Below are 16,330 nucleotides of genomic sequence, written 5' to 3'. Positions count from 1 at the left end.
AATCAGAGGAGTCCTGCCGAGGTCATCAGTTCGGTGACCTTCTCCGAGTTCAGCTTGGCAGGATCCACGGTGGGAGCCTGCAGCTCTGCGATGGGAACGAGCTTCTCGTTCGCGGGAACGTCGGAGGCGATGGCGTACTCGAAGGAGGTGCCGTCCTTCAGGATTTCCTGGCCCTTTTTGCCGGTGACGTACTTCAGGAACTCCTGGGCAGCTTCCTGGTTCTTGGAGGTCTTCAGCACACCGCCGCCGGATACGGACACGAACGCGCCCGGATCCTGGTTCTTGAAGTAGTACGGGGTGACGTTGTTGGAGTTCTCGCCGGTCTTGGCCTGATCGCCGTAGTAGTAGTAGTGGTAGATCAGCGCGGCATCAACTTCGCCGGCGTTGACGGCCTTCATGGCTGTGCTGTTGCCCTTGTAGGCCGTGAAGTTTTCCTTCATGCCCTTGAGCCATTCCTCCGTGGCGGCCTCGCCCTTGAGCTCCAGGAGTGCCGAGACGATGGCCTGGAAGTCGGCGCCGGACGGGGAGGCAGCCCACTTGCCCTTCCACTCCGGGTTGGCCAGGTCCAGCATGGACGTGGGCAGCTGGTCTTCGGTCAGCTTGTTCTTGTCATAGACCAGGACGGTGGAGCGGGCAGCGATGCCGGTCCACTTGCCGGTGGACGGGCGGAACTCTTCAGGCACCTGCGCGATGGTGGCTTCGTCCACGTCCGCAAACAGGTCGGCGTTCTCCACCTGGGTCATGGCCGGGGAGTTCTCCGTCAGGAACACGTCAGCCGGGGATGCTGCGCCTTCCTGGATGATCTGGTTGGAGAGCTCGGTGTCCGAGCCCTGGCGCATGGTCACCTTGATGCCGGTCTCGGCGGTGAAGCCATCGATCCATTCCTTGGTCAGGCTCTCGTGCTGTGCGTTGTACACGGTGATTTCGCCGTTGCCCGCACCAGCGGAGGCGTCGGACGAGCCAGTGGCTGCGGGGGTGGTGCTGCCGCCGCAGGCGGTCAGTCCAAGTGCTGCGGTGGCGGCGAGTGCGAGGCCTGCCAGGGCGCTGTTGCGGATCTTCATGGGGGGACTGCTTTCTGGGGAAACGTCGGGCGGACGGGGTCCTGTTGGGCGTCGGGGAAGGATGCCCACGCTTGGAACTGTAGGGTAGGCAAACCTAAGCAACAAACCAGAAAGCGCTTTAAGTGACGAGGGTCACAACAATTACAGAACTATTGCGTGTCCTAATTACCGGCGTCGCCGGCGCTGCCGGGCAGGGTTGCCGCGGCCTCCAGGACCATCCACGCCTGCAGCTGGGTGGAAAGTTCGACGACGGCCCCCGGCGGGTACGTTTCGCCCGCCGGTTGCGCGGCGTGCTGGGAGAAAACGATGGCGCCGTGGCCCGTGTCCGCAGCCTCACCTGCCTGCACGGTGCGCCTTCCGGACCAGAAGGCCCCAGCCGTTTCTGCCACCAGCCGGCCGGCGGTGGTGCGGGTCTGCGCGGGAAGCCGGCCGTCGGCAGCGGCGAGGGCGAGGTAGCGGCACAGGATGCCGGTGAACAGGCCGCCGTCGCCCGATCCCTCGCAGCGCAGCACCCGGCCCCCGCTGCTGGTCATGGGGCTGCTGGCCACGGCACCGGTGGATGGCGCGCCGCCGGCCGTATGCGCCGGTGAAGGAGCCTGTGGCTGTCCGGTGGGGGATGGGACTGTAAGCAGCCGGTCCACCGCGTCCACCACCATTGCTGCCCGGGCAAGGTCTGCCTCCCCGCCCATTTCCAGGAGGGCGCCCAGCACGGGGCCCTGGTTGTAGGTGTAGACCGTGCGTTCCACCAGCACTTCCCCGGCCGGGCCAAGTCGTGCGCCGTCCAAGTACAGGCCCTGGTCCGGGTCGAAAAGGGTGGCGTCCAGCCAGTCCAGCAGCGCCCGGGCTTTCTGCGGGTGGCCGGTCCGGGCGAAGTGGAGCGCTATGGGCGCCGAGGCCGGGGTGTTCTTGAAATCCCGTTTCTTGCTCCAGAAGGCGCCGCCGTTCAGGTCACCTGTGCAGGCGGCCTCGAACTGGAGGGTAAGGGACCTGCGGACGCGGGCGTTGCGCCGGCGGCCGCGCCTGCGCGCCTCCCCGGCGAGGGTGTCGAGCCGGTGGGTGGCGAGCGCCAGCCAGGCCATGTCGTCGTAATAGCTGTTGACGAAGGTGAAGGCGTTGCGCAGGCGGATTCCCGTAACCAGCCGGGAAGCCAGGCGACCGGCACTGGGGTGTCCGGGGCCGTTGAACCTGGCGGCCGGCGTGGCGCCGTTGGCCAGTTCCCGCCGTCCCGCATCAACCAGGCAGTCAACATAATGTGCCTGCCACCAGTAATGCCAGGGGCCTGCCACCGTTCCCTTGGGGTCCTTGTGCCATGCGGGGGAAGGCCATTTCACGGCCCCCAGGTGGGTGCCCGGCAGGAAGAACAGCCTCCGCCCGAAGAGCGCGGTTACGGACTGTGCAGCCCGGTTGGCTCTAGCGTCCCAGCGGAACGGGTCCTGGCGGGCGGGGGCGGGGTCCAGGCGGGTCATGCTTTCCACCCTAACGCGCGTTCCCCGGCCGGTACCGGCCGGCCGCTGGTGCGGGTTACCGGTATTTCAGTTAACATTCACTAACTAACACCGGGCGGCCGCCAGCCGCTGCGGGCCCGCATCAAGGAGGATGTATGGACGTCAAAGGCGCTATTGCACTGGTGACCGGGGGAGCCTCCGGCTTGGGGGCGGCTACTGCCCGGCGGCTGTTCCGCGACGGCGCTTCCGTGGTGCTGGTCGACCTCCCGTCCTCCGGCGGCGCCGCCCTGGCAGAAGAGCTCAATGCGTCCCGGACTCAAGGGCGGACCGCCGTCTTTTCCCCCGCAGACGTGACGAACGAAGCCCAGGTGCAGGCCGCCGTCGACACCGCCGCCAGCCTGGGGCCGCTGCGCATTGTGGTGAACTGCGCCGGGATCGCCACCCCCGGGAAGGTCCTGGGCAGGGATGGTGTGCTTCCGCTCGAGGCGTTCAACCGCGTCATCCAGGTGAACCTGGTGGGCACCTTCAACGTCCTGCGGCTGGCAGCGGCGGCGATGGTGGCCACGCAGCCGGCCGTTACGGAACTGGGCGGCCCGGAGCGCGGCGTGATTGTCAACACCGCCTCCGTTGCCGCCTTTGAGGGGCAGATCGGCCAGCCCGCCTACGCGGCGTCCAAGGGCGCCGTGGCAGCCATGACCCTGCCGATTGCCCGGGAGCTGGCGCGCTCGCTGGTGCGCGTGGTCACCATCGCGCCCGGCATCTTTGAGACGCCCATGATGGCCGGGCTGCCGCAGGAAGCCCAGGATTCCCTGGGAGCGCAGGTGCCGCATCCCTCCCGGCTCGGCAAACCCGGCGAGTACGCGGCCCTCGTGGCGCACATCGTGGAGAACGCCATGCTGAACGGAGAGACCATCCGCCTTGACGGGGCCATCCGGATGGGACCGAAATGATGGGGGCTGACAGGGCGGGGACCGAAACACCCCGGGACAGCATGCCGGACCTGCCCTCAGCGGACTTCTTTGATTTTGAATCCCTGCTGGACCAGAAGGAACGGGACAAGCTTGCCGAGCTTCGGGAGTTCCTCGCGGCGGAGATCGCCCCCTATGCGGGGGACTGGTGGAACAAGGCCGAGTTCCCGGCGCACATCCTGCCCAAACTGGCTGCCCTGGAACTGAGCACTCCCGCTGAGCGCGGCTACAGCCATCTGTTCGCCGGCCTGGTCATCGCCGAGATGACGCGCGTGGACACGTCGATCGCCACGTTCTTTATGGTCCACCACGACCTGTTCGTCCAGTCGCTCCACGACTTCGGCAGTGAGGACCAGAAGCGGCGGCTGCTGGCCGACGCCTCCAGCCTGCGCATCACCGGTGCGTTTGCCCTCACCGAACCGAACCACGGTTCGGACGTTGCCGGCGGGATTGAGACGCGGGCGCGGCGGATCTCGTCGGCCACCGGAGAGCCGGACGACGGCGGCGACGCCTGGGTGCTGAACGGGGCAAAGCGCTGGATAGGCAACGGGACGTTCTGCGACTACATGCTGGTGTGGGCCCGCGACGAGGCTGACGGGTCCGTGCGCGGTTTTATTGTGGATGCCACCCTGCCGGGCGTCAGCCGGACCCGGATCGACAACAAGATCGCACTGCGGACGGTGCAGAATGCGGACATTGTCCTGGCGGATGTCCACGTGCCAGAGGCAAACCGGTTCGCGAATATCAGCAGTTTCGCCGACACCAGGGAGCTGCTGCGGGGTTCACGAATCATGGTGGCGTGGCAGGCCGTGGGCCAGCAGCTTGCCGCCTTTGACGTCGCCCGGCAGTACGCCGTGGAGCGGCATCAGTTCGGCCGGCCGCTGGCCCAGTTCCAGCTCATCCAGCAGCAGCTGGTGACCATGCTGGGCAACGCCGTGGCCGGTATGGGGATGATGGCCGGGCTAGCCCGGCTGCAGGACGTAGGCGCCGCGGACATGCCGCAGGTGGCACTCGCGAAGTCGTACGTGAGCGCACGGATGCGGGAGACGGTGGCCCTGGGCCGGTCCATCCTGGGTGGCAACGGCATTGTCACCGACTACCGGATGGCGAAGATTTTCTCCGATGCCGAAGCGATCTACACGTACGAAGGGTCCTTCGAGATCAACACCTTGATCGCGGGCCGCGCTGTTACCGGAATGTCAGCCATCGCCTGACCCAGCCAACCACCTCAATCGGAGGAGGGCAGCTTCTCGCCCGCCTCCACGCGCACGTCCAGCGAGTTGTTCTTCACGGGCATGGGGCATGTGCCGTAGGGGGTGAACGCGCTGGGATAGTTGATGGCGCGGTTGAAGTCCAGGACCACGGAATGGTCCGGGCGCGGGCGGGGCACGGCGAGCTTCCGCCAGTCATCCGTGGATTCCCCGTTGGTTTCGTCATGGAACGTGACGGTCAGCGCCCCGAGCTTCTCCTCTTCCGCCTGCAGCCGGAACTCGTGCCCGCTGCCGGGAACATGGAACACCACCTCACCCACGGTCCGGTGGACGCCGTCCACCAGGGGGTTGGCAGTGGCGATGGGAACATCCACGGGCTCGGGGTACGGCTCGAACCGGCCCGCCACCTCCCACTCCGGTTTGTATCCGTAGGTGGGGACGCCGGTGAATTCCGTGAGAACCGGCGAGGCCGCGTCCCGGGTCCGGATGGCGTAGCGCCCGGCCCGCCTGGCCAGTTCCACCACCACCTGGTCCCCGCCGGGGCCGCCGAACTGCACCCACATCAGGGACTCCTCATCGGCAAGGGCCGCCGTGATGGTCCCGGCCACAGCGTCCCCTGACTCAACCAGGGACAGCCCATCCGCGGGCGCCGCGGTGAGTGACGCCGTCGTACCATCCGTTGACCAGAGGCCGGGTGCCAGTTCGACGGCGGCAGGAGAGTCCTCCAGCCACTGGAACGAGGTGAGGGTGAGCCAGCCGTGGCGGGCGGCGAGGGCCTTGTTGCGGTTGTCGCGGAAGCGCTGCCAGCGTTCCACCTTGGCGGCCGGGAAGGTGCCCATGGTTCCTTTCAAGCGTTTCGGTTTGCCCCGGCTACAACCGCTCCGCGCCGTTGTTCATTCCGGCGCTTGCCTTGTCCGGGCCGGGGAGTACCCTCGGAACCAGCAGGACCGGTTGCTTCACGGCCCCCGCACCTGCTTTTCACACCACTTCCAAACTGTCTGCTTTCCAGAGGGGGAGGCCATGAAGATCGCGGTGCTTGGCACAGGCATGGTGGGACGGACCCTCGCGGGGGCATTCACTGCGCTGGGGCATGACGCGGACATCGGAACGCGGGATCCAGGCGCCACGTCCGCCAGGACCGGGCCGGACAGGATGGGTGCGCCTGCGTTCAGCGAGTGGCATGCCGCGAACCGCCACATCCCGCTGACGACGTTCGCGGAGGCTGCGGAGGCCGCTGAGCTGGTGGTTAATGCTACGAACGGCGCGGGAGGGCTGAAGGCGCTGGGGTCGGTCGGGGCAGCACGGCTCGCCGGCAAAGTGCTGATGGACGTTTCCAACCCCCTGGATTTCTCCCGGGGCATGCCGCCGGTGCTGAACCCAGTGAACACGGACAGCCTCGCCGAGCGGATCCAGCGGGCCTTCCCCGGCGCGCGGGTTGTGAAGACCCTCAACACGATGAACGCCGGACTGATGGTGGACCCGCGCCGGCTTGCGGACGGGGACCATTCCGTCTTCCTGTCAGGGGATGATGCGGACGCAAAGGCGGTGGTCAAGGGTTTGCTGGAGGAGCTGGGCCACCGCGATGTGATCGACCTGGGCGACATCACCACGGCCCGCGGCGCCGAGATGCTGCTGCCGCTCTGGCTGCGCCTCTACTCCGCCCTGGGCACACCCAATTTCAACATCAAGGTGGTCCGCGCGGTTGAATAGGTGCCGTGGACATACTTGCGGGAGTCAGTACCGAGTGGCTGAGGGCCGTGACCTGGATCGCCGCCGCCGCAGCCGGCCTGGCGGCCCTCCTGTGGCGGCCGCGGCGGCCCCACCTTGCAGGTTTGGCCGCAGCACTGGTGTTCATGGCCGCCAGCGCGGGCGCCGGGATCTACGTCCTGAACCACCTGGGGGACGGCCGCTGGGGCGGTGACCGGGAGTCCCGGCTGAGCCCGCCCCCGCTTTCCGATGCACCCATGGTGGGGCAGTTCCTGGAACCGCTGGAAGGGATGCTGGGCGGCGTGGCCGACGGCGTCAACGAGTTTGTGGACTTCCGCTCCGCCCTGCCGGTGGCATTGGAGTTCTTTGCTGCCGCGGGCTGGGCCCTGGCGCTTTCCGTGCCGCTGGCACTGGTGGCCATGGCGGCCGGTGCCAGGGCTGCCCGGCGCCGAACCGCGGAATTGACCGCGTACCGGGCTGAAGTTGAACAGCTCCGGAAAGAGCTGGACCACGTCAAACGCCATGTAGGTTACCCCGTGCGCGACATTATCTGAGACGGATTCACCCACGGCGCCGCACTGCGGGTAGCATCTTTAGCTAGTTACGTGGCTCACAGTATCCAGCGCAGTGTACGAGCCAAGTCCGAACCCTCGAAAGATAGTTTCCATGGCTCACACTGCAACGAATCCCGAAACCGATCTTGCCTCCGAACTGAGGGCAGACGTCCGCCGCGTGTCCACCCTGCTGGGTGAATCGCTCGTCCGCCAGCACGGTCCCGAACTCCTTGACCTGGTGGAGCAGGTCCGCCTCCTCACCAAGGAGTCCAAGGAAGCCGCCCGGGGCGGCGCCGATGCCACCGGCCCGTGGAGCGCACACGACGTCGTCGCCCAGGTCCGCGAACTCCTGGGCTCACTGCCCATCGAGCAGGCCACCGACCTGGTCCGTGCCTTCGCTTTCTACTTCCACCTCGCCAACGCGGCGGAACAGGTCCACCGGGTGCGCGGCCTGCGGACCCGCGCTGAAAAAGACGGCTGGCTGGCCAAGACCGTAGCGGACATCGCAGAGCAGGCGGGCTCCGGTGTGCTGCAGGAAGTGGTCAACGGGCTGGACGTCCGCCCCATTTTCACCGCGCACCCCACCGAAGCCTCGCGCCGTTCGGTGCTGGACAAGATCCGCAAGCTCTCCGACGTCCTCGCCCAGCCCAGCGCCGAGGGCACCACCGCCCGGCGCCGCCAGGACCGGCAGCTGGCCGAGATCATCGACCAGATGTGGCAGACCGACGAACTCCGCCAGGTCCGGCCCACGCCGGTGGACGAGGCCCGCAACGCCATCTATTACCTCAGCAGCATCCTGACGGATGCCATGCCGGAGATGCTCACCGAACTCTCGGAACTGCTCGGCGAGCACGGCGTGACCCTTGCCTCGCAGGAAGCGCCCATCCGCTTCGGCTCCTGGATCGGCGGCGACCGCGACGGCAACCCCAACGTCACCGCGGCAGTCACCCGCGAGATCCTGCAGATCCAGAACCAGCATGCGGTCCGGATCAGCATCGGCATGATCGATGAACTGATCTCCATCCTGTCCAATTCCACCGCGCTCGCCAGCGCGGACCAGGAGCTGCTGGACTCCATCGAGGCGGACCTGAAGAAACTGCCCGGCCTGGACAAGCGCGTCCTGGAGCTCAATGCCCAGGAGCCCTACCGGCTGAAGCTCACCTGCGTCAAAGCCAAGCTGATCAACACGGGCAAGCGGGTGGCTGCAAACTCCAACCACGAGCACGGCCGCGACTACAGCGGAACCGGCGAACTCCTTGCGGACCTTGAACTTGTGGAACTCTCGCTCCGGAACCACTCGGCGTCGTTGGCTGCGGACGGCGCGCTCGCCCGGGTCCGCCGCGCCATTGCCTCCTTTGGACTCCACCTGGCCACCCTGGACATCCGCGAACACGCAGACCACCACCATGACGCCGTCGGCCAGCTGATGGACCGGCTGGGCGGGCCGGGCGTGCGGTACGCGGAACTCAGCCGCGGGCAGCGGCTCGAGGTGCTCGGCTCCGAGCTCGCCTCGCGCCGGCCGCTGTCCGGACACCCCATCAAGCTCGACGGCGCCGCCGACGGCACGTACGACGTCTTCCGTGAGATCCGCCGCGCCCTGCGCGCTTACGGCCCGGACGTCATCGAGACCTACATCATCTCCATGACCCGCGGCGCCGACGACGTTCTTGCCGCCGCCGTCCTGGCCCGTGAGGCCGGCCTGGTAAACCTCTTCGGGGAGAAGCCCTACGCCAAGATCGGCTTCGCGCCGCTGCTGGAGACCGTGGAGGAGCTGCGGGCCTCGGCCGAAATCGTGGACCAGCTGCTGTCCGATCCCTCCTACCGGGAACTCGTGCGCCTCCGCGGCGACGTGCAGGAGGTCATGCTGGGCTACTCGGACTCCAACAAGGAATCCGGCGTGATGACCAGCCAGTGGGAGATCCACAAGACCCAGCGCAAGCTGCGCGACATCGCCGCCAAGCACGGCGTGCGCGTGCGCCTGTTCCACGGCCGCGGCGGATCCGTGGGCCGCGGCGGCGGACCCACCTACGACGCCATCCTGGCCCAGCCCAACGGCGTCCTGGAAGGCGAAATCAAGTTCACCGAGCAGGGCGAGGTCATCTCGGACAAGTATTCGCTGCCTGAACTCGCCCGCGAAAACCTGGAACTGTCGCTCGCCGCCGTGCTGCAGGGCTCGGCCCTCCACCGTGATCCGCGCACCTCCGCGGACCAGCGGGAACGGTACGGGCACGTCATGGAGACCATCTCCGACGCCGCTTTCGACCGGTACCGCAAGCTGATCGACCATCCGGACCTGCCCGCCTACTTCATGGCCTCCACCCCGGTGGAGCAGCTGGGCTCCCTGAACATCGGCTCCCGCCCGTCCAAGCGCCCGGACTCCGGCGCGGGACTCGGCGGGCTGCGGGCCATACCCTGGGTGTTCGGCTGGACGCAGTCACGCCAGATCGTGCCCGGCTGGTTCGGCGTTGGCTCCGGCCTCAAGGCCGCCCGCGAGGCAGGCAACACCGCGCAGCTGGTGGAGATGTGGGAGAACTGGAACTTCTTCCGGTCGGTGCTCTCCAACGTGGAAATGACCCTGGCCAAGACTGACCTGGACATCGCCGGATACTACGTCTCCACCCTGGTCCCCGAAGAGCTCCACCACATCTTCCGGGCCATCCGCGAGGAATACGAGCTCACCGTGGCCGAGGTGCAGAACCTGACGGGTGAGAACCTGCTCCTGGACGCCCAGCCCACGCTGAAGCGCTCGTTGGAAATACGGGACCAGTACCTGGATCCCATCAGCTACCTCCAGGTGGAGCTGCTGCGCCGTGTCCGGGCCGAAGCTGCCGAAGCCGCTGAAAAAGCAGACGGCATCACCGGCGCGGAGATCGACGAACGGCTGCAGCGCGCCATGCTCATCACCGTCAACGGTGTAGCGGCCGGCCTCCGCAACACCGGCTAACCCCGACGCTCTCTCACCTAATGCCGGTTTTTCCCCAACGCTCACGCACCGGTGAGAGAGCGTTGGCGGTTTCCCTGCAGAAAGTGAGAGAGCGTTGAAGGGGCTTGGGGGACAGGGAAGCCGCCGGGATAGGCTGGAGGGCATGCCTTCCTTCCAGACCCGACTGAAAATCACCGGGCTGCGGCCGGGCAACCCGCCCGAGGCCGTCATGGACACCGCGGTGGAAGCCCTGGGGACCCGGCACCATGTGGAGGCGCACCAGCTGCAGCTTGCCGGGGGAGTGCCGCAGCTGAACCTGCGCTTCCTCGTTGACGCCACAGAATACAGCGGCGAGAACCGGCAGGCGCGGGATTCGGCAGCCATGATGCGTGACGCCGTCGAACGCGTGGCCCTGACCGGAACCCTGACGGTTCTGCGCCGCAGCCGCGGCCGCTGGACGCCGGTTTAGCGGCCAGTGTAAGACGGCGCTTCAGGCTTCGGGAGCCAGTGGGCCGGGTTCCTCCACGGGGGACGGATTTCCGCGCCGGCGCGTGGCAATAACGCCGACGGCGGCCCCCACCACCAGGCCGAGCACCACGCCGATGAGGGAGCTGGCCCAGAACGGAAGCCCTGTGGCCGAGCCGGTGAAGTAGCCAAGGCCCACCAGCCAGCAGGCCCAGAGCACCGCCCCTATCCCTGCGCACAGGCTGAAGCCCCGGACGGCGACATTGGCGATGCCTGCCGCGGCAGAGGTGGCAAGGCGGCCGCCCGGGATGAACCTGGCGCCGATGATGGTCCCGTACGTGGAGGAGCGGCCGGCCCGGGCGATGGCGTCATGGATCCCGCGGTGGATCCGGCGGCCCCACGCCCAGCGGTCCAGCACGTGGCTCAGCCGGCGCCGGAAGAGCTGGAAAACCACCATGTCGCCGACCCAGGACGCCAGGGCGGAGAGGAAACCCACCAGGAAAACATTGGTCCGGCCGTCCGCGGACAGGGCGCCGCCGGTGATCACCACCATCTCGGAGGGGATCAGGGGAAAAATGGCGTCGCCGAGGACCACGGGGATGATCCAGAAATAGATCGCCGACCCCCAGCTCTCAGCGTTGCCGAAGTCCATGGCCACAACGTACCGCAGATTCGGCCGGCCGGCCCTGCCCTTACGGTTCGGAGTTCGGTGATCGGCTGAGGTGCTGCCCCGCCCGGAAGTACCAGTAGGGCCAGGCGACCCAGGCGGCTGCTCCGGCCGCGACTCCTGCTCCGCCGATGCCGTAGCGGACCCAGCGGGGAAGCTGCTCCGCCCAGGTCAGTCCGGCCACCGGCAGCGCCACCAGCAGCGTGCCTCCGATGGCCTGTCCCAGCCGGGCGAGGTTCCGCGGGTAGCCGCCGGTGCACCTGCAGGATCACGGGATGGCCGCCAGGTTGAACAGGGCATCTGTTGCGTCATTGATGGTGCCGAAGACGTAGGGGCCGTTGCGGGGTACTTCCACTGCATACATGGCGCCGAGGGTGGATACCCCCACTGCGCCAAGGCCCGCGGCGGCGTAGGCGGCCCTGGCGGCGGTGCGGTCGGCCGGGATCCAGGCCAACGCGTCCATGATGGTTCCTTGCCTTGCCCCAGGTATCCCCAGGATAGTCCTGTCCGCACCGGCCATCCCGAGGGCGACGGCGGATCAGGCCTGGCCCGGGCGTGCCTCGCTGAGGTCCAGCCCGCTGCGGTACTCCACGGGTTTGCCGCTCATGGGATCCACGAACCGGATGCCGCGGGCCAGGAGCTGGAGGGGCCGGGTGTAGTCGTCCGGAGCCTTGTCCAGCAGGTCCGGGTAGAAGGCGTCGTTGACGATGCCCAGCCCCAACGACGCCATGTGCACCCGCAGCTGGTGCGTCTTTCCGGTATGCGGCTCGAGCCGGTACCGGGCCAGCCGCCGGGGACTGTCCGGTGCCGCGGCAGGGGTGCCCGCCGCACCCGGCGCAGCGCCGCCGTCGAACGTTTCCAGGCGCTCGATCCGCGTTTCCGCGTTCGGTTCGCCGTCGATGACTTCGGCGAGCAGGTAGCTGCGCGACTTGGTCATCCGGTTGCGGACCACCACCGGGAAGTCGACGGCGGGATAGCCCTCCGCGGGGTCGGCGGCGGACACGCACTCGTAGTCCTTCTGGACCTGCCGCTTCTCGAAGAGGACCTGGTACTTGCCGCGGGTCCGGGGATTGGTGGAGAACAGCAGGACCCCGGCCGTCATGCGGTCCAGCCGGTGCATGGGGATCAGGTCCGGCAGCTCCAGCTGGTTGCGCAGCCGGACCAGCGCCGACTCCTGGATGTAGGTGCCGCCGGGGGTGGTGGGCAGGAAGTGCGGCTTGTCCACCACCAGCAGGTGCTCGTCCTGGTGGAGGATGGTGATCTCCACCGGAATCCGCGTCTCGGGCGGGAGGCTGCGGTAGTACCAGATGAACGTGTGGTCCTGCAGGGGAGTGGCGCGGTCCAGTGGCACCCCGCCCTCGCCAACGATCTCGCCGGCGTCGAACCTGTCCTCGATGCCCTGGGGGTCGATGTGTCCCCAGCGGTGCATCATGTAGTCCATGGCCGTGTCCCAGGGGCCCTCTCCGGGGAGGCGCAGCCGGGTGGCGTTGACGCCGTCGCGCACGGGAAGGGGGGATTGCATCACCGGACCATTCTACCGGCGGGTCCTGCCGCCCCTGGCGGCTGCCCCCGGTCGCCGAATTCGCCGGAACCATGCGGGGTCGCCGGAAGCTTCCGGCGAACGTGCACCGTTCCGGCGTACTCGGCACCGACGACAAAAAAGTTCTTGACAATAAAAATTGTCGGTAGCGATACTTGAAGCATGTTGGAGATAGCCGTCATCGAGGATCCCGCCGCGGCCGAGGCGTCGCTGGATCCGATCCGTACCCGGATCCTTCGCGAACTGGTGCAGCCGGCCTCGGCAACCCAGCTCGCGGTGCGGGTGGGCCTGCCGCGGCAGAAGGTCAACTACCACCTCAAGGCCCTGGAAAAGCACGGCCTGGTGGAGCTGGTGGAGGAGCGGCGCAAGGGCAACATGACCGAACGCATCCTCCAGGCCACAGCGTCGTCCTACCTGATCTCACCCCAGGCACTGGCCTCGGTGTCCCCGGACCCGGGCCGGTTTTCCAGCCATTTTTCGGCATTCTGGCTGCTGGCGCTTGCGGGCCGCATGGTCCAGGAGATGGGAAAGCTGATCGCCGGTGCGGCCGCTGCCCGCCAGAAACTGGCCACGTTCGCTGTGGACGGTGAAGTCACGTTCCGGACCGCGGCCGACCGCGCAGCATTCGCCGAAGAGCTCGGCGTGGCGGTCACCCGGCTGGTGGACAAATACCACGACGGCGACGCCCCCCGCGGGCGCCGGCACCGGCTGGTGGTGGCGCTGCACCCCGTTCTCAAGCCGGCGAAAGACCCTACAGAAACCCCTTCAGGCAAGGAGCAGGACAATGACTGACAACCGCAACTTCGAAATCGTCTACGACACCGAACTTCCGGGCACGCCGGAGCGGGTTTGGGAGGCTGTGACCACCGGAACGCCCGCGTGGATGTTCCCCACGGACGGGTGGCCGGACGTCAAGACCGTCCAGGAATATCCCACCCACCTGGTCTCCCGTATAGAGGGCCCGGACGGCTGGTTCAACCAGCTCGAGCATGTGCTGGAACCGCTCGACGGCGGCCGCGCCCGCCTGCACTATGTCCACAGCGGCATCTTCGCGGACAACTGGGACGAGCAGTACGACGGCGCCAGCCGCCACACCGAGTTCTACCTCCACACCCTGGGCCAGTACCTGAAGTACTTCGGCGGGCAGCCCGTGGTGTTCACGGACATCCAGGCGCCGGCAGCGTCCCAGGCTCCGGATGGCTTTGCGCGGCTCCGCAGGGCGCTGGGCGTGGACTCCGCCGGGCAGGGTTCCCGGGTGGATTTAGAGCTCGACGGCGTGGGCCGGCTTTCGGGGGAAGTGGACTTCTCCAACGAGCACTTCCTGGGCCTGCGCACATCCGACGCCATGTATCGCTTCTTTGGCCGCAACGCCTGGGGCGCTCCGGTGGGGATGACCGTGCACGATTTCAGCGGCACCGGGGACCCGGATGCCACGGCCAAGGCCTGGGGCGGCTTCCTGGAAAAGGCCTACGCGTAGGAGCCGGGGACGCAGTGGCCGGCATGGCAGGGGCTTCCGCCGGTCATGCAATGGCCACGGCCGGGGCGCTCTTCAGGGTCCGGCGGAGCTGCGGGGCGGCCTTGAGCCGGTCCTGCGCTGAACGCAGGGCCAGGACCGCGGCTTCAAGCTTGTCCGGCGGCAGGGTAAAGGGCACCCGGAGGTAGCGCTCGAAGGCGCCGCCTATCCCGAAGCGCGGGCCGGCCGCCAGCCGGATCCCGAAGTCGGGGGCGATGACGGTCAGCGCAGTGCTGATGGGAGCGGGCAGCCGGCACCATGCGGACAGTCCGCCGGAGGGGTAGGCCGTCTCCCACTCCGGCAGGTGTCCGGCAAGGAGCTCCAGGAGGGCGGCGCGGCTGTCCCGGAGGGCGGCAATCCGTGCCGGCAGCGGCTCGTCCAGGGCCCGGACCAGGTGCGCTGCGGCCAGCTGTTCCATGAGGGGGCCGCCGAGATCAAGTGAGGTCCGGGCCGCGGCAAACCGTTGGACCAGGTCCTCCGAGGCCCTGATCCAGCCGGTGCGCAGCCCGCCCCAATGGGACTTGCTGAGCGAGCCGATGGTCACCACTGCCGGACTGAACGCCGCGACCGGTGCGGTCACAGCGCCGTCGAGGTTAAGGTCGCGCAGCGTCTCGTCCACCACCAGGACCGTTCCGGCGGCAGCAGCTGCCCGGACCAGGTGGCGGCGTTGGATGTCGGGCATCAGCTGGCCTGTCGGATTGTGGAAGTCGGGCACCGCGTAGGCCAGCCGGGGCCGCTGCTGTTGCAGGACGGCCTGCAGGGTTGCCATGTCCCACGCCTGTGCAGCCCCGGCGCGGGCGCCGTCCGCGCCGGCGCCGCGGGTGCCTGTCCCGGGACCGGCGGAGAATGCCACCGGGACCGGCCTGCAGCCGGCAGCCCTGATGGCGTCGAGGGCGTTGGGGTAGCTGGGGTGTTCCACCAGTACGCGGTCCTGCCTGCCGGCCAGGGCGCGGAGGATGATGTTCAGGGCGTGCTGCGCCCCCGACGTCACCATGATCTGGCCGGCGGTTGTGGGCGCTCCGGCTGCCGTGTACCGCGCCGCCACTGCCTCGCGGAGCGGGAGCAGGCCCAAGGCGTCGTAGCCGAAGCCGGGGAGCAGGGCAGGCAGCTCGGTGAGGGCGGCGGCGAACGCACGGTGCACCACCTCGCCGCTGGCAGGAAGCGAGGCGTACGCGAGGTCGATCAGTCCTTCCGGAGCGGCGAGCCCGGGGGCGGTCAGTGCCGGATCGTTCCGCGCCGGTCCCGTGAAGAGCGTGGTGCCTGCCGGGGTGAGGCGCGGGATCCGCGTCCGGCTCCTGCTGCCCTGGCCGCCGGTCAGGAAGCCCTGCTCGCGGAGCAGCCCATAGGCGGCAGTCACCATGGTCCGGCTGACGCCCAGGGCTTCGGACAGGGCGCGCTCGCTGGGCAGCGCAGTGTCCAGGGCCACCCGGCCGTCGAGCACCAGCAGGCGTACGACGTCGGCCAGCTCGCGGTAGCCGGGCGTTGCGCCGGCGTTCCATTCGCCCAGGAGACGGGAGAGGCCGGAGGCGGTGAGGGATGACATCAGGCCAGTATCTCAAACTGGCTATGTAATTCAAGGCCAGTTTTCTGCCAGAGTCGTCTTTATGTTAACCCGCAGACTCCTCCAGCTCTTTACCGGCCTTGCCATGTACGGCGTCTCGCTGGCCATGTTCATCCGCGCAGGACTGGGCCTGGACCCTTGGGACGTCTTCCACCAGGGCGTGGCCGGCAGGACAGGGCTCAGTATCGGCGTGGTGGTCATTATCGTGAGTTTCCTGGTGCTTCTGCTGTGGATTCCGCTGCGCCAGTGGCCCGGTTTCGGAACATTGTGCAACGCCATCCTGGTTGGCGTGTTCGCGGATATTGGCCTCGCCATGATTCCGGCCGTGACCCATCTGGGCGGGCAGATCTGCATGCTCGGCGGCGCGGTGCTGCTGAACGGCATCGCTTCAGCCTGTTACATCGGTGCCCGGTTTGGTCCCGGCGCCCGCGACGGGCTGATGACGGGCCTGGCCAGGCGCACCGGCTGGTCCGTCAGGTGGTCCCGCACGCTGATCGAGGTTATGGTCCTGGCTGTCGGCTGGTTCCTGGGCGGCTCGGTAGGCGTGGGCACTGTGGTCTACGCCCTGGCCATCGGACCCCTGGTCCAGCTGCTGCTCCCGCTGTTCATGGTGCCGGCGTCACGCCGCGCAAGCATCGCTGCACCGGGAGGCAGCAGCCCCGGAACTCCTGCGCCGGCATCCCTGGCCGGCAACAGCTGAGGCACCAAACGGTGG

General features: G+C 67.9%; 17 protein-coding genes. 9 read left to right on the top strand and 8 right to left on the bottom strand.

Annotated elements, in window-relative coordinates:
* Window positions 1–2: 2 nt before the first annotated feature.
* Complete coding sequence (locus tag IEX33_RS15885; protein WP_188731820.1) at window positions 3–1,061, bottom strand: iron ABC transporter substrate-binding protein; 1,059 nt, start codon at window positions 1,059–1,061, stop codon at window positions 3–5.
* 161 nt (window positions 1,062–1,222) lie between these two features.
* Complete coding sequence (locus IEX33_RS15880; RefSeq protein WP_188731818.1) at window positions 1,223–2,527, bottom strand: glycoside hydrolase family 76 protein; 1,305 nt, start codon at window positions 2,525–2,527, stop codon at window positions 1,223–1,225.
* A gap of 134 nt (window positions 2,528–2,661) precedes the next feature.
* On the opposite strand from IEX33_RS15880, the gene IEX33_RS15875 reads away from it, so the two are divergent.
* Together IEX33_RS15875 and IEX33_RS15870 are read left to right on the top strand one after the other, a co-directional pair.
* A complete protein-coding gene (locus tag IEX33_RS15875) occupies window positions 2,662–3,456 on the top strand; it encodes a 3-hydroxyacyl-CoA dehydrogenase (protein WP_188731816.1) in 795 nt (264 codons plus the stop codon).
* Window positions 3,453–4,688 (top strand): acyl-CoA dehydrogenase family protein, encoded by a 1,236-nt coding sequence (locus IEX33_RS15870; RefSeq protein ID WP_229675425.1) that lies wholly within the window; start codon window positions 3,453–3,455, stop codon window positions 4,686–4,688. The genes IEX33_RS15875 and IEX33_RS15870 overlap by 4 nt, the downstream gene beginning before the upstream one ends.
* Window positions 4,689–4,702: 14 nt before the next feature.
* Here IEX33_RS15870 and IEX33_RS15865 read toward each other — a convergent pair whose 3' ends face one another.
* Complete coding sequence (locus tag IEX33_RS15865; protein WP_188731814.1) at window positions 4,703–5,524, bottom strand: DUF1684 domain-containing protein; 822 nt, start codon at window positions 5,522–5,524, stop codon at window positions 4,703–4,705.
* 181 nt (window positions 5,525–5,705) lie between these two features.
* On the opposite strand from IEX33_RS15865, the gene IEX33_RS15860 reads away from it, so the two are divergent.
* The 4 genes from IEX33_RS15860 to IEX33_RS15845 all read left to right on the top strand — a co-directional run bounded on the left by IEX33_RS15860 (window position 5,706) and on the right by IEX33_RS15845 (window position 10,338).
* Window positions 5,706–6,395 carry an NADPH-dependent F420 reductase gene (locus IEX33_RS15860; RefSeq protein ID WP_188731812.1) on the top strand — a complete coding sequence of 230 codons (690 nt, stop codon included), beginning with the start codon at window positions 5,706–5,708 and terminating at the stop codon, window positions 6,393–6,395.
* A gap of 5 nt (window positions 6,396–6,400) precedes the next feature.
* Window positions 6,401–6,946, top strand: a complete 546-nt coding sequence (locus IEX33_RS15855) for a hypothetical protein (RefSeq protein WP_188731811.1) — start codon at window positions 6,401–6,403, stop codon at window positions 6,944–6,946.
* Between the two features lie 112 nt (window positions 6,947–7,058).
* Window positions 7,059–9,890 (top strand): phosphoenolpyruvate carboxylase, encoded by a 2,832-nt coding sequence (ppc, locus tag IEX33_RS15850; protein ID WP_188731809.1) that lies wholly within the window; start codon window positions 7,059–7,061, stop codon window positions 9,888–9,890.
* Window positions 9,891–10,032: 142 nt separating this feature from the next.
* On the top strand, window positions 10,033–10,338 hold the full coding sequence (locus IEX33_RS15845) for a hypothetical protein (protein WP_188731807.1): 306 nt from the start codon (window positions 10,033–10,035) through the stop codon (window positions 10,336–10,338).
* Between the two features lie 21 nt (window positions 10,339–10,359).
* Here IEX33_RS15845 and IEX33_RS15840 read toward each other — a convergent pair whose 3' ends face one another.
* The 4 genes from IEX33_RS15840 to IEX33_RS15830 all read right to left on the bottom strand — a co-directional run bounded on the left by IEX33_RS15840 (window position 10,360) and on the right by IEX33_RS15830 (window position 12,523).
* The gene (locus IEX33_RS15840) at window positions 10,360–10,986 is read right to left on the bottom strand and encodes a DedA family protein (protein ID WP_188731805.1); all 627 of its coding nucleotides are present in this window, start codon (window positions 10,984–10,986) and stop codon (window positions 10,360–10,362) included.
* A 40-nt stretch (window positions 10,987–11,026) separates the two neighbouring features.
* On the bottom strand, window positions 11,027–11,197 hold the full coding sequence (locus tag IEX33_RS19400; protein WP_229675424.1) for a hypothetical protein: 171 nt from the start codon (window positions 11,195–11,197) through the stop codon (window positions 11,027–11,029).
* A 72-nt stretch (window positions 11,198–11,269) separates the two neighbouring features.
* The gene (locus tag IEX33_RS19395; RefSeq protein ID WP_229675423.1) at window positions 11,270–11,464 is read right to left on the bottom strand and encodes a hypothetical protein; all 195 of its coding nucleotides are present in this window, start codon (window positions 11,462–11,464) and stop codon (window positions 11,270–11,272) included.
* Between the two features lie 75 nt (window positions 11,465–11,539).
* On the bottom strand, window positions 11,540–12,523 hold the full coding sequence (locus tag IEX33_RS15830) for an RluA family pseudouridine synthase (RefSeq protein ID WP_188732021.1): 984 nt from the start codon (window positions 12,521–12,523) through the stop codon (window positions 11,540–11,542).
* 180 nt (window positions 12,524–12,703) lie between these two features.
* On the opposite strand from IEX33_RS15830, the gene IEX33_RS15825 reads away from it, so the two are divergent.
* The gene (locus IEX33_RS15825) at window positions 12,704–13,333 is read left to right on the top strand and encodes a winged helix-turn-helix domain-containing protein (protein WP_188731803.1); all 630 of its coding nucleotides are present in this window, start codon (window positions 12,704–12,706) and stop codon (window positions 13,331–13,333) included.
* Window positions 13,326–14,018: an SRPBCC family protein gene (locus IEX33_RS15820; RefSeq protein ID WP_188731801.1), complete on the top strand. Its 693-nt coding sequence runs from the start codon at window positions 13,326–13,328 to the stop codon at window positions 14,016–14,018. Before IEX33_RS15825 ends, IEX33_RS15820 begins: the two co-directional genes overlap by 8 nt.
* A 43-nt stretch (window positions 14,019–14,061) precedes the next feature.
* Here IEX33_RS15820 and yczR read toward each other — a convergent pair whose 3' ends face one another.
* On the bottom strand, window positions 14,062–15,600 hold the full coding sequence (gene yczR / locus IEX33_RS15815; RefSeq protein WP_188732020.1) for a MocR-like transcription factor YczR: 1,539 nt from the start codon (window positions 15,598–15,600) through the stop codon (window positions 14,062–14,064).
* Window positions 15,601–15,658: 58 nt separating this feature from the next.
* Here yczR and yczE point away from each other — a divergent pair, with 58 nt between their 5' ends.
* Window positions 15,659–16,315, top strand: a complete 657-nt coding sequence (yczE, locus tag IEX33_RS15810; RefSeq protein ID WP_229675422.1) for a membrane protein YczE — start codon at window positions 15,659–15,661, stop codon at window positions 16,313–16,315.
* Window positions 16,316–16,330: the final 15 nt, after the last annotated feature.

Origin of the sequence: Pseudarthrobacter scleromae, assembly GCF_014644515.1 — a bacterium.
Lineage (GTDB): Bacteria > Actinomycetota > Actinomycetes > Actinomycetales > Micrococcaceae > Arthrobacter > Arthrobacter scleromae.
This window is presented reverse-complemented; position numbering and strand designations above follow the sequence as displayed.